Origin of the sequence: Chryseobacterium sp. SIMBA_038 (genome assembly GCF_046535115.1) — a bacterium.
GTDB lineage: Bacteria > Bacteroidota > Bacteroidia > Flavobacteriales > Weeksellaceae > Chryseobacterium.
This window is the reverse complement of the sequence record NZ_JAWRXH010000002.1, coordinates 170,656-183,921: the sequence shown is the minus strand read 5'-3', so window position 1 is coordinate 183,921 and position 13,266 is coordinate 170,656. Positions and strand designations below refer to the sequence as shown.

The 13,266-nt window shown below is 31.0% G+C and carries 12 protein-coding genes; all 12 read right to left on the bottom strand.

Features of this window, described 5'->3' with window-relative positions; all coding sequences use genetic code 11:
- Position 1 precedes the first annotated feature (1 nt).
- The 12 genes from asnB to SB689_RS06960 all read right to left on the bottom strand — a co-directional run bounded on the left by asnB (position 2) and on the right by SB689_RS06960 (position 13,237).
- Positions 2–1,804, bottom strand: coding sequence for an asparagine synthase (glutamine-hydrolyzing) (asnB, locus tag SB689_RS07015; protein WP_410691422.1), 1,803 nt, complete (start codon positions 1,802–1,804; stop codon positions 2–4).
- Positions 1,805–1,810: 6 nt separating this feature from the next.
- Positions 1,811–3,388, bottom strand: coding sequence for a hypothetical protein (locus SB689_RS07010; RefSeq protein WP_410691421.1), 1,578 nt, complete (start codon positions 3,386–3,388; stop codon positions 1,811–1,813).
- A 6-nt stretch (positions 3,389–3,394) separates the two neighbouring features.
- A complete protein-coding gene (locus tag SB689_RS07005; protein ID WP_410691420.1) occupies positions 3,395–4,180 on the bottom strand; it encodes a class I SAM-dependent methyltransferase in 786 nt (261 codons plus the stop codon).
- 10 nt (positions 4,181–4,190) lie between these two features.
- Positions 4,191–5,315, bottom strand: coding sequence for a dTDP-4-amino-4,6-dideoxygalactose transaminase (gene rffA, locus SB689_RS07000; protein WP_410691419.1), 1,125 nt, complete (start codon positions 5,313–5,315; stop codon positions 4,191–4,193).
- Positions 5,302–5,994 (bottom strand): GNAT family N-acetyltransferase, encoded by a 693-nt coding sequence (locus tag SB689_RS06995; RefSeq protein ID WP_410691418.1) that lies wholly within the window; start codon positions 5,992–5,994, stop codon positions 5,302–5,304. Before SB689_RS06995 ends, rffA begins: the two co-directional genes overlap by 14 nt.
- Positions 5,984–6,901: a glycosyltransferase family 2 protein gene (locus SB689_RS06990; protein WP_410691417.1), complete on the bottom strand. Its 918-nt coding sequence runs from the start codon at positions 6,899–6,901 to the stop codon at positions 5,984–5,986. The genes SB689_RS06995 and SB689_RS06990 overlap by 11 nt, the downstream gene beginning before the upstream one ends.
- A 54-nt stretch (positions 6,902–6,955) precedes the next feature.
- On the bottom strand, positions 6,956–8,494 hold the full coding sequence (locus SB689_RS06985) for a hypothetical protein (RefSeq protein ID WP_410691416.1): 1,539 nt from the start codon (positions 8,492–8,494) through the stop codon (positions 6,956–6,958).
- An 8-nt stretch (positions 8,495–8,502) separates the two neighbouring features.
- Complete coding sequence (locus SB689_RS06980; protein WP_410691415.1) at positions 8,503–9,171, bottom strand: NAD-dependent epimerase/dehydratase family protein; 669 nt, start codon at positions 9,169–9,171, stop codon at positions 8,503–8,505.
- 84 nt (positions 9,172–9,255) lie between these two features.
- The gene (locus tag SB689_RS06975; protein WP_410691414.1) at positions 9,256–10,197 is read right to left on the bottom strand and encodes a glycosyltransferase family 2 protein; all 942 of its coding nucleotides are present in this window, start codon (positions 10,195–10,197) and stop codon (positions 9,256–9,258) included.
- Between the two features lie 2 nt (positions 10,198–10,199).
- Complete coding sequence (locus tag SB689_RS06970; RefSeq protein WP_410691413.1) at positions 10,200–11,225, bottom strand: glycosyltransferase family 2 protein; 1,026 nt, start codon at positions 11,223–11,225, stop codon at positions 10,200–10,202.
- Positions 11,226–11,228: 3 nt separating this feature from the next.
- Positions 11,229–12,128 (bottom strand): glycosyltransferase family 2 protein, encoded by a 900-nt coding sequence (locus SB689_RS06965; protein ID WP_410691412.1) that lies wholly within the window; start codon positions 12,126–12,128, stop codon positions 11,229–11,231.
- 8 nt (positions 12,129–12,136) lie between these two features.
- Entirely contained in the window at positions 12,137–13,237 is a 1,101-nt protein-coding gene (locus SB689_RS06960; protein ID WP_410691411.1) for a DegT/DnrJ/EryC1/StrS family aminotransferase, read from the bottom strand.
- Positions 13,238–13,266: the final 29 nt, after the last annotated feature.

Here is a 13,266-nt window from a genome sequence, read left to right as displayed (position 1 = left end):
ATTACTGTAAATAATTTTTATTATTCTCGAACCAAAGTGCTAGAATCAACAGACTCCAATGTTGCATCTGTTTGTTAAGCTTTTTTTGTACTTCATTGAAGTCTAAAAACTTAAATATATAACTATTCTTATTTTCAAGAAGTTCTTTGCTTAGATCTTGTAGTTCGGGTTCTTTGAACCATTCATTCACAGAAGCGCCGAAGCCATTTTTCTTACGTTTTGCAATTTCTTCTGTCCAAGCCTGAGAATAGGCTTTTCTTAATATAATTTTATCTTCGGTTGAGTTTACTTTATACTGCCATGGAAGTTGAATACAAAACTCTGCAAAATCAATATCTAAAAACGGAATTCTTACCTCAATAGAATTGTACATAGAAGTTCTGTCGCCTTTCAAAAGCATATTTCCGGGTACATATTTTTCAAGATCAATTCGCATTAGATCATTGTAGTCTTCATTTTTAGGTGTAAAACTAAAATTCTGCCCAGGAATTTCATCGCTAATGCCTAGATTTTTAATTTCAGAGGCTGTAAAATGATTTCGAACTTTATTTTGATGATAATCTAGAGTGTCAGTGTATTCTGCTCTGTGGCGTCTTTCCGACCCGATTTCCTTAAACTTACCAGCCAAAAGAATCATTTTTGAAAGATAATCAGAATAAAATCCTTTTTGAGAAAGGTTTATATTATATCTGTAAAAACTGTATCCTCCAAAAAGCTCATCTCCAACGTCACCGGAAAGAATTACTTTTAGATCCTTCGCAGCTTCTTTAAAAATAAGATGAGTTGGAAGCAAAGAAGTATCCATCAAAGGTTCGTCCATGTAGGAATAAACTTCCTGTAAGGTTTCAGAAATTTTCTGTTTTTTATCTAAAATAATATGATGGTCGGTTTTATATTTATCTGCAATAGCTTGTGCATACGGCATTTCGTTTAAATCACCACTTTCGTAGCCATAAACCAACGTTTTAATGTTTTCTTTATACTTGGAAGCAACAGCAACAATTGTACTGGAATCCAGCCCTCCTGAAAGAAATGAGCCTACAGGAACATCGGCAACCAACTGTTTTTTTATAGCGTTATCAAAAAGATATTTGAATTTTTCAATACTGTCATCCAAAGTCAGTTTTGAAGTTTCAGTTGGGATCGTCCAATATGGTTTTGTTTCAATTTTTCCATCTTTAAGTTCCAGTGTATGTGCCGGTTTAAGGTTGGAAATGTTTTTATAAATAGTTTTATGTGGATGAATGTAGCCATTCTTTAAATAATAAGCAATCTGCGCTTTATCAATCTCTGGTTTTATTAATCCTGAAGCCAAAATTGCTTTAATTTCAGATGCAAAAATGAATTCACCATTCTCTCCGATAGCGTAATAAAATGGCTTTTCCCCGAAACGGTCTCTTGCGCAGAATAATTCCTGCTTTTCATCATCCCAAATGGCAAAAGCAAACATTCCGGGAAGATCATGAATCAGATTTTTTTGTTTTTTCTGATACATTGCAAGAATAACTTCTGTATCTGAACTTCCGTGGTAAGGATAATCCGAATACTGATCTTTTATATCTTGGTAACCATAAATTTCACCATTTAAAACAATACATTCTTTTTTTGTGCTGGAAAACATAGGTTGTTTCCCATTTTCAGAAAGATCGATAATTGAAAGTCTTCTGTGACCTAATGCAGCGTTTGCATAAAATTCAAAATGAGAAGAATCCGGACCGCGATAGACCATGGCATCTGTCATTTTTTTTATCCTGTCCTGATAATTCTCTGCATTGTTGGTGATGATTCCAGCTATTCCACACATTTGTTTTTACTTTTTTTGATAATCTGAGGGTAGATATAATGTAAATTTTCCTGTTTTTACTACTTTGTATTTTTCAGGATGGCTTACGAACTTTAAAGGTATAAATTCTTTCGGACTAAAAAGATAATCAGTACTTTCAAGATAAATGAAATCATCCGGTTTTTTACCTTCTTTTTCGATGATAAAACTAATGTAGGCTTTCAAAGTAAAGTAATAGTAAATAGGAGGTTTTGCATTTAAAATATACAGATATCCCATTAAATGATTACTTGAATAGATAACATTTTGTTGATTTTGTAAATAAGGGCGAAGTTCTTCTATCTCACTTTTCCTTTTTTTGTCTAAATATAAATCGTAGCCATTTATTTTTACTTTTTCAGTCTGTTCTGTATATACGAAATCCTTCCAGCCTTTATCATGAATAAAGCTAGGATACATAATTATATAGATAGAAAATGTTATAATGTAGATTAGATAACTCTTTAAAGGGTATAATTTTATGAGAATAATATTTAGTGCGAGGAAAAAATAGATTTGATACATTCCCCCTCTGATATGAAAGTAAAATCCAGAACCAAAGGCCAACCCAAACGGAACGAAGAATAGAACTAATAAAAATGTTTTGGCTTCTGAGCTAGAATCACCAAGAAAAAATCGATACACTAAAAGCCCTAGGAATACGTAATGTATGTGAAGGTTCTGATAATAAAAAGAGGTTAAAGCTATCAGAATACCAGCTCCTAAAAGTATATAATCTAATATGTTTGTTTTCTTGGTTTTAACTAAATATTTATTTATTAAATAAAGAAATAATGTCAAAGGAATTACAATGAAACCAATAACTTGCGCCGCCCAATAGAAATAGAAACGGATAGGATGTTGTTTTCTATGGAAACGTTTATAAATTTCTATATACTCCAGTTGCTTTACAAACGTTGAAAAGCTTTCAATAAAAGAGAAATAAAACAAAATTCCCAGTAGAATTCCGCCTCCAAAAAGGAATATTACTTTTTTATCTTTTTTCCAAAAATTATAAAGGAGATATGCCGTAATAGGAATTATTGTAATGGTATGTGGTACTCCATCAAAAAGAAATATTCCTAGTATAAACCCACTGATAAGAATAAACAATGATTTTCTGTACAGTAAGAATAACATCATACATGACAAAGAAATATTGATCAGTATTGTATTTCCATGATATTGATTTAAAGCGACTATTGTTGCTGGCCATGTCAGAAAATTCATGCAAAGCCCCAATACCCCGAATAAAAAAGGAGATATTTTTAACTTATAATATTTACCTACTAAAAAAAATAGGAGGTAAGACGAAACGTTCAGAAGAGCATAAGTAATGAGTCTGAAATGATAAATATTATCGGTATAAAAAACTTGAAAGATTCTAAAATAATTGGTAGCATCTACAGTAATTATTTTATTGAAATCTCGGAAATGAACCAGATAATAAGCTTCATCATTCATTATAAAGCCTTTGTTAAGATTGGAATAAACAAAATATCCCATAAACAAGGCACCTAATAAAAAGATAAATCCTACTGCATTCCAATATAATTTTTTTTCCATCTGTTTTTATTTTTTAATGCATTCTATACTGAATCCTGAAGCTACATTTTTACTCATCGGGTAAAACTGAAAAATAACATCCAGAAATTTAATTGGGAAAGTAAGAATCATAAAAAGCAAGTAAAGAAATGTATGAAGTGGTTTTATACCGAAAGAGAAAACCAATGCAAACCATTCCTGAACTACCCAAAGCATCCCGGAAGTTGGGCCAACGGGTTTTAAATTTAAAATCTCAAATTCTTTGAATTGATGTTTCATTCCCTCATATGTAAATCTTTGGAAATCATAAGGCGAAGCGTGAAAAGGCTGCATAAAGGGAATAAAGCAATATATTTTTCCTCCAGGTTTCATTACTCGATGTATTTCTGCAATTACTTTTTGAGGGTTAGGAACGTGTTCTAATACTGCAATATTTATAATATAGTCTACGCTATTATCCTTAAAAGGTAATTTCTCAATATCACAAATAACATCTACATTATCATAGGGTAGAAGATCAACGTTTAAAAGATCATCACCAAAATCTGAATTTCCGCTTCCCAGATTTAAGGCAACTACATCTTTTCCTTTTATTTCTTTACGGATAATACGTTTTGCATCAAAAAAAGGTTGGGGATAAACGGGACTGATAATTTCTATCAGTGCGCTGTAAACCTTGTTAAATTTCTTTATCTTATACTTGAATTTATCAAGGAAATCTGTTACTATTTCTTCGTGAACAGGTATAAAAATATACTTTCCATTTTTTACTTGATATTCTTCTTTAAATATTTCAGAATCAATTTTTTTCATGAAAAGTTATTTAAAATTCGTTGATGATATTGATAACATTTTGTTGCTGAGCTTCAGTCAGTTCATAAAATAAAGGAAGTCTTAGCAGGCAGTTTTCAAAATGATCAGAATTAGGAAGGTCTCTATCATCATGTTTTTGAGCGTAAAAATCGCTTTTATGCAATGATAAATAGTGAAAAACAGCTAAAATATCACTTTCTTTTAGTTTTTTAATAAGCCCTGTTCTGAAATCAAGATCTTTACACGTAATGTAAAACATATGTGCATTATTGGTGGCATATTTCGGCATTAGAGGTAAAGCAATATTTGTATTGTCTTTTAATCCCTCGTAATATCTGTTCCAAATTTCAAGTCTTTTTTCTTGAATTGGTTTAATGTTTTCTAATTGCGCCCAAAGAAATGCAGAAATAATTTCACTAGGTAAAAAAGAAGAACCGGTATCCACCCAACCATATTTATTGATTTCGCCACGGAAAAACATAGAACGATTTGTGCCTTTCTCCCAAATAATTTCAGCTCTGTTGATGAAACGTTCATCATTTATCGTAAGCATTCCGCCTTCTCCGGAGATAATATTTTTAGTTTCATGAAAAGAGAATGCTCCTAAATGACCAATACTTCCCAAAGCTTTTTGGGTGCCATCTTTGAAGATATAATAGCTGTCGATTGCCTGAGCTGCATCTTCGATAACGATTAGATTATGCTTTTCTGCGATCTCAAGAATTTTTTCCATATCGCAGGCAATACCTGCATAATGTACGATAACGATTGCTTTAGTTTTGTCGGTAATTAAACTTTCAATTTTATCAGCATCAATATTGGGATTATCAGAGTAAGAATCTGCAAAAATGATTTTCGCATTTTGTCTTACAAAAGGTAATGCAGAAGATACAAAGGTATAGCTGGGAACTATAACTTCATCTCCGGCATTGATATCTGCTAGAATTGCACACATTTCCAGTGCATCGGTGCATGATGTGGTAAGAAGTGCTTTTTTGAAATCATAGGTGTCTTCAAAAAACTTTTGGCATTTTTGAGTAAAAATACCATTTCCAGAAATTTTTCCTGTAGCAACAGCTTCTTCTATGTATTTAGTTTCTTTTCCTGTAAGATAAGGTTTGTTAAAGGGAGTCATTTTTCCAGTAGTGTTTTATAATTATTTCATCTTTTATTGTATAGCCTTGCTTTTCATAAAATGCACAGGCCTGAGTATTTTCTTTTTGTGTTGGAATTTCCAAATGAGTAATTCCGTTTTTAATGCAGAAATCTTCTGCCGTTTTTAATAGTTTTTTTCCAAATCCTTTTCCTTGAAAATCCGGATGAGTGGCAATTAATCCTATTTTCCCGAGTGTATCATATTTTTGAACAGTTACAAAACCAATAGCTTCATTTGCTTCCTCAATAAAGAAGGTTTTCACTGCAAATTTTTTATTGAGGCTATTGATGATCCACATATCATACAGTTCTTTAAATTTCGCTTCGCCAAAAGCCGGATCTAATAAAAAACGGCTCATTTTTCCGCTTTCATATGCTAATCCTTTAAAGAAATCTACTGATTTTTCATTATGATCAGTATCTTGAATAATGTCATAAACTGAATCATTAACATCATCCAAAGTTTTTATAAAATTGACTTTAGTTTCTTGAAATATAAGATTGTATCCTTCGAGGTCAACATCAAAATCAGATGACTGTTTTACAACGATGAGGTCATATTCATCATTAAAATTAATATTTTCTTTTTTATTTAAAGAGATTTCACCGATCTTTTTCTTGAAAAAATCACTGTCCCACTGTAGAAAGTTAATGTTCATTATTTTCATCGATTATAAAAACAGGTCTGTTTTTGGTTTGATTAAATGTTTTTCCTAAATAGATTCCTACAATTCCGATACAGCTTATGATAACGCCTGATAAGAACCATATGGAAAGAATAAGTGAGCTGAATCCGGGCTCGGTAATTGATCCGTCAAAATAACTTACCATAAAGTAAGCTCCTACAAGTACTGCCAATAAGGATATGACGCTACCAAACCCTACAAATATTTTTAATGGTTTGTCTGAAAATGAGATGATTACATCAAATGCCAGAGAAATAAGTCTGGACATGCTGTACGAAGATTTTCCTTCTTCTCTGGAACTGTGTTCTACAGATACACTAATGGTTTTATAACCTACCCAATTTATAAATAAAGGGAAGAATTTTATAGAATCATTAATATTTAAAACAGAATTTACAACCTTCCTTTTATATATTCCAAAATTAGCGATCTCATTATTAATCTCTATTCCTGCAAGATAATTAAAAACTTTATAGAAAATTTTAGAGCTCAATCTTTTGAAGAAAGAATCTATACGTAATTCTCTTCTTGCTAATACTACATCATATCCTTCAAGGGCTTTTGAATATAGTTTTTCTATTTCTTTGGGTTGATCCTGCATGTCGCAATCCATTACAACAACCCAATCGCCGCTTGCTTTTGTAAGTCCTGCTATAATAGTTGGATGCTGTCCGAAATTACGACTCAACCGAAATACTTTTAAATTTGAGTTATTGGCAGCAAGGGACTGCATAACTTCCCAAGAGTTATCGGGGCTTCTGTCATCTACAAGGATGATTTCGTATTTTTCTCCTATTTTGGTCATCACAGAATCTATTTCTGAAACCAATGTTGGCAAAATTTTCTCTGCACGATAAACGGGACTTATAATACTTATCATTTGTGGAATAAATTTTTGTAAATATACTAATTTTGGGAACTTTGCGGATAATATTTATTGCGTTTTGACTGTAGGAACAACAATATTTTTCTCCTGAATCGTATATATTGTTTTATTAAAAATAAAAGATTTTAATTTGTTATAATTCATGTTTGAAATGATGAGAGGATGTTCTGCCATTCGATATAAATTAGAATTATAATCAGGATACGTTTTTTTATTTGTAGGGAAATTGGTAAGCCAGCCAAAGAAGACGAATTTTCTTTCCGGATTTTCAAAAGCGCTTCTTCCGATTAGAAAATAATTGGATGTTGGATCTACCAAATAAGCTTTATTCTTAGGAAGCTGCATTTCAATTTCGCGAATGTTATTTTGCGCTCTTATATTAAAAAACGTATTCTTCTTAATATCTCTAACTTGGATCAAGACAAATATTGATAGTGAAGCCGTTAAAAAAACAGATAAAGACTTTGATTCATCCGTTTTTAAAGATTGTAAATATAGAAACAGTAAACAGAAAAGGGTAGGATAAAGAATTCTGTATTGTACCATATTGGAAAATCTCACCGTTATTAAAATCATTATTATATGTAAGAGTATTGCAATGGCGACTGTAAATCTGCGTGTAATTAGACTTACAAGTAAAAATGCAATAATTACAATAGAATAAGCTGTTACATAAGAATAGATAGAGACCACAGATTTCTCAATAGATACATGGCTTTCTTTTGAATAAGAAGCTAACTTTTTTAGTTTTTCTGTAGTTAAATTTTCTGTAAAAATATAGTTACTCAAAAGAAAACGATCTTCATCATTCAACTTTAAAGTTTGAATTAAATTCTTATCGTCCAGGTTTAAATTTAAATTATTTGTAACAGTACCACGCGCTTTATTATAGTCTTGATAGTTTTTCCAATCCGGATTATTTTTATAGCTGAATTGATTAATTAAAAATGCTCCTATAATTAATACTCCACCAATCACTGCAACCTTTACACTCAGCACCTTTTTAATCTTAAATAAGAAAGTAATAAAGAGAATTGGATATGTAAAGAAAAACATTTCAAATCTGATGAGTGATGACAAAAGCATTAAAACTACCGAGAATGCCAATAGTTTTTTATTGTCATTAGTAAGCCCATAAAACTGTGAAATTACTGCAGAAATCGCCAAAAAACCAGACACATAGCTGAATTGTAATCGGGATAGAAAATATATTAAGCTAAGATTTATCAATGTTAAAATAAGTCTCTTAGCATTAGTTTCATACTTTATAATACAATATAAATTTGAAAAAAAGACTGTTATAATAAGTCCTATCTGCATTACTGCATACCATTCTATTCTAGGAATATAAGTGTATAAAAACTTTAAAATAGAACCAGCGATAATATTTATAAATACTAAGTGAGACTCTGCTTGGCCGGTAAAGTATCCGTTAGCAATAAGCTTCATAATTACATCATCATTTTGCTCAAAGACTACAGGATAAAAAATAAAGTTAGATAGTAAGAAGACAATACTTACTATAAGACATGCTGCCCGGGAAGACATTGTCTGAATACTATTATTAATTAAATTATTTATAGACATGATGATAATTATAAATAGGTGGTATATAATTTTTTCAGATATTCTTCAGGAGAAATTCCGTTGAAGAACGATTTTGTGCCTTCTTCAAAATCGATGTCGTAAAAAGCACCTTCGTCAACAATATCGTACAATGCTTTTTTATTCAAATGCTTTTCTAGAGGTGTAATAACTTCCTCTAAAGAAAATTGATAAGGATATACAAGATTGTAGATTTTATTTTCTATAATTTCAATATTTTGATTGATAAAAAGTGCAACATCGTTCACGCCAATGAAAACTCTTTTTGCTTTGCTGTGAACTTGAATTTTTTTATCTGTTTCTATAGAATGCTTAAGGAAATTAATTAACGTATTGGTATTTCCGCCTTTTCCTACGGCATTTCCTACTCTGAAAATTGAATATTTACTGCATTTTTCAGAAATTATTTTTTCAACATTAAGCTTATGAAGAACATAAAGGCTGTCTGATTTTGAAGAATCATAGATACTGCAGGTAGAAAAATAAATTAGTTTTTTTTCTGGATGCTCTTCGATCGTTGAATTCAGAAGATTTATTTCTCTTTCAAATTCAGATGTTCTGTTTTCTAGTGAATTAGAAACACCTGATGCGAAAAAAATTACATTTTCTATATCAAAATCTTTTATTGCGTTTGCTAAAACACCATTTCCTATAATCATTTGTTAGTCGTTTTTCAAAAGTTGGATATTTTATCTTTCAGAGGGAATTTATTTTGAGAAAGATCTAATATAATAAATTAAGTTTTAAAGATAATTTTTCAGTGCAAAATATCGGTATCTAGTCTTAAGAAGCTTAGGATTTGCTACAGAGTATAAAGCATATGAAATATATTTATTAATTCCTGATTTTGTAGAGATTTTGGCGCATAAATGCTTTAATTTAAATAATTCTAAAGCTTCCTCAGGCATTTTTTCCTGTGTTCTTGCCCATTTAAATAATGACTCATACAATTTTTCCTGATTTTGATAATAGGCTTTCGATTTATTTTGGACGGATGAAAATGTGTTGTTTTCATGACCTGTTCTTATTGCTACAGCCTCATCAATAAATCCGGATTTAAGATGACAGTGATAAGAAAGTTTTACAATAAAATCTTTATCCTCATGCATTCTCATGCTTTCGTTAAGCCTTAATTTAGGGTTTTCAATTGCTTTTTTTCTTAAAGTCGTGGCAATAAGAGAAAAGAAAGTTCCAAAAGTAAGATCAATTTGTGATAATCCGTAGAAAACTTCTATACCTTCGGCTGCATGGTGTACAGTTGTAAGTCCGGTATCATTAATTACAGAAAGATATTTTTGTTTACCGGCTTCTGTTACAAATTCTACTCCTATTGCTCCAAAAACACCATCAATTTCAGGATTTTTGAAATATTCTCTCTCTGCATCAAAGCGGTTAGGTAAGTAAAAATCATCTGCATCTAAAAAAGTAATGAATTCCTGAGAAGCCAGATCCATTCCTAGATTACGGGTTGCAGAAACACCATGGTTTTTTTTATCAGGATGCTGAATAAACTTCACAAAATCATACTTCTCTGCAAGTTTTTCACAGATTTCTATAGATCCGTCAGTAGATCCGTCGTCTAATAATAAGATTTCTCTTACTTCAGAAAATTGTAATGCAGATTCTGCCGCTTTTTCTATAAAATCAGCAGCATTATATACAGGAATAATTACCGATATATGCATATTTAAAATGTTAAAAATTTATTTAAAAAATTCATATATACACCTGAACCTTTAAAAGTATATGTCTTTTTTTTCTCTTTAATCAAAAAATGATTAAAAATCGAAGGATATCTAAATTTTTGTTCAATATTATTTAAACAAGATACTTTATAGATACTACTTACTTCGTTGTACTTTGCCATCCACAGCTTTGGCTGAGATATAATGACATTGTTATTAAGGAAAGATCTTGATAGCTTTACAATATGTTTTATGAGTTTATTCTTATCAATATTTTCAAATAAAACCTTTTCAGTACAGATTTTATTAATAATTGTCTTAATGATATAAATAATAGAATCTATATTTTTTTGAGTATAATTAGCTGTTATAGAGTGCTCATTTCCTTTGAAGTAACTGTATGTAATTTCATTAAAAGTAACTGCTTTTCTTGCTTTTGAAAAAACCTCAAAAGACCATAGCTCGTCTTCATGCAATAAATTATCTTGAAATGAAATATTGTTTTTCTTTATAAAAGATGAAAGGAAAAGCTTATTACAGGCTGGTGAGGAAATATCATTATCTAGAAATGCATTAAAGACTTCATTATTTTCATATACAAAGCTTTTATCCTTGTATCTGTTAAGTGCTGTAGCTCTTTCTTTTCTGCCGTCTGTAAAGAAATATTCCAGATCTCCGCATACAACATCCATTTCTTCATTCTTAAGATGAGAAATAAAGGTTTGAATAGCCTGATTGTTTGTTAAATGATCATCAGAATCCAAAAAGAATAAATATTCTCCCTTTGAAATTTTCATTCCTGCATTTCTTGCGGAAGATAAACCTCCATTTTCTTTATAAAGATATTGAAAACGGCTATCTTTTTCTACCCATATTTTTGCAACAGCTTCTGTATTATCTTTAGATCCGTCATTTACAATAATACATTCCCAGTCCTGAAAAGTTTGTTCAAGAACCGTCTGCAAACATTTATCAAGAAATGAAGATTGATTATAGCAAGGGACAATGATGGAAACTTTTGTACTCATTTTTTAAAATATTTTATTTAAAAATTTATACAATGAGACCGGAAGATGATATTTTAATGCAAAACCAAGTCTTTTTATATGAAAAGGATAGTTGTTATATAATTTCACATATTCTTTAGGAAGCTTACTCCCTGAAAAATATTGCCTTTGTGTACGGTCATTAATTCTAGACTTTGCAACTCCTTCTTTATCAAATTCTATTTGAAGTGTAAGTGTTTCAAATTCTATTCTTTCTGATTTTGCTTTTGAAATATTTGAAGAATGTATTCTATAGTAGGTAAGTTTTTCCGAAATATAGGCTATTAAATATTTTTCATTTATTTTCAACCATCTTTGATAATCTTCTACAAGAACTTTTGCATCATACTTTCCGGTTTCCTGTAAAGCTTTTGTTCGCATCAAAACAGTTAATGCAGCAATACGGTTTCCTTTGATAAGTTCTGTCCTGAAAGCTAAAGAGTCCATATTGCCCGTTGTTTCATAATCAGCAATATCAGCAATAATATTTGAGTTGTCATCAATAGCGTAAGTGTCTGTGAAAGCCATTCCATACTCGTCCCCTAAGTCTTCTAGTTTTGTGACACACTTTTCTATAGATTCGGGATGAAGAAAATCATCGGCTGCAATAATTTTCACATATTTACCTTCTACAAGTTCAATACATTCATTAAGAACAGTTGCCAGTCCTGTGTTTTTTTGATGAAAATGGGTAATAGCAGGATAATTGTTTTCTGTCAACCAATTTTTAAAAACATCAACTGAATTATCTGGCGAAGCATCATCAGCAACAATTAACTGAATATTAGGGTAGGTCTGCGACTTAATACTATCAAGGCATTCCTCGATATATTTTCCTTGATTGTAGCTACAAACGATTATACTTACTAAGTCTTTTTTTTCCAAAATATTGATTAAAAATTATTTAAAACATCTATAACTTTTGAGACTTCCTCCAAAGTCATTACCGGAGATATAGGTAAACTTAAAACTTCGTCATGGATTTTCTCGCTAATAGGAAAAGAAAGTGCATTCCATTCTTTATATGCTTCTTGTTTGTGGGGTGGAATAGGATAATGAATAATTGTTTGTATTCCGTTCTCCGTAAGATATTTTTGAAGTATATCCCGCTTTTTACTTCTGATAACGAAAACATGCCACACGTGCTCTTCTTCACTTTCAGGATACTCAGGAAGTATTATTTCGGGATTAGTGATTTCACTGATAAAACGTTTGGCGATAAGCCTTCTTGTTTCATTTTCTGTATCGATATATTTTAATTTTACATCCAATACAGCAGCCTGAATTTCATCTAATCTTGAATTCAAGCCTTTATAAATGTTGACATATTTTTGGCTAGAACCATAATTTGCTAAAGTTCTAATCGCTTTTGCCAACTCATCATCGTTAGTTGTTACAGCTCCTGCATCGCCTAAGGCTCCTAAATTTTTACCAGGATAAAAACTAAAACCTGCTGCATCTCCTAAGTTTCCAGATCTTATGCCATTCCATTTTGCTCCGATGGTTTGTGCATTATCTTCAATGATTTTTAAATTATGTTTTTGCGCTATTTCTTTCAATTCATTAGAAAAAACAATTCTTCCTTGAAGGTGTACAATAAGAATACCTTTAGTTTTAGAAGTTGTTTTTTCTTCTATTTTAGCGATGTCTATATTATATGTATTGATATCCGGTTCTACTAAAACGGGAACTAAACCATTGTCGGAAATTGCCAATATAGAAGCAATATATGTATTTGAAGGCACAATTATTTCGTCTCCGACATTCATGACTCCCATCTCAATATATGCTCTTAAAATAAGGCGTAATGCGTCTAGACCATTAGCAACACCAATAGCGTGCTTAGCTCCAATATAGTTGGAAAGATTTTTTTCAAAGTTTGCCAGTCTTTCTCCCATAAGATACCATCCGGAACGGAAAACTTCTAGAAGTTGGGTTTCAATTTCTTGTTGATATTGTAAATTTATTTTTTGTAAGTCAAGAAACTTTATCATTTGATGTATTTTTATTTAGTTTAAAAGTG